Source organism: Halomonas sp. KAO (assembly GCF_015595025.1).
In the GTDB taxonomy this organism is placed as follows: domain Bacteria; phylum Pseudomonadota; class Gammaproteobacteria; order Pseudomonadales; family Halomonadaceae; genus Halomonas.
In genome coordinates this window covers 740-1,099 of record NZ_JADNRL010000047.1, presented here as the reverse complement: position 1 = coordinate 1,099, position 360 = coordinate 740, and the positions used below count along the sequence as shown (strand labels likewise).

Genomic DNA, 360 nt, shown 5'->3' with positions numbered 1-360 from the left:
ATCCTCGCCGAATCACAACCTGGGGAGAGCATGCCGGGGTCCCCCGTTCCAGTCATCGCGAGCGCGCTAGCGATCCCGTTTCTTGCTACCGCAGCGACCAGAGAGATCAACGCCAACATGTCAAAAACGCCGAAGATTATCTACACGTTCACCGACGAAGCGCCTGCGCTGGCGACCCATTCGTTGCTGCCGATCATCGACGCCTTCACCGACGCCGCCGGCGTCGAGGTCGAGACGCGGGACATCTCCCTGGCGGCCCGGATTCTCTCCCAGTTTCCCGATTACCTGAGCGACGACCAGCGCGTCGAGGATCACCTTGCCGAACTGGGCGCCCTGGCCAAGACGCCGGAAGCCAACATC

General features: G+C 62.8%; 1 protein-coding gene. It reads left to right on the top strand.

The window, feature by feature from the left end; all coding sequences use genetic code 11:
- Window positions 1–117: 117 nt before the first annotated feature.
- Window positions 118–360: NADP-dependent isocitrate dehydrogenase (locus IOC61_RS17585; protein WP_195690025.1), on the top strand; the 243-nt coding region annotated here is incomplete at its 3' end.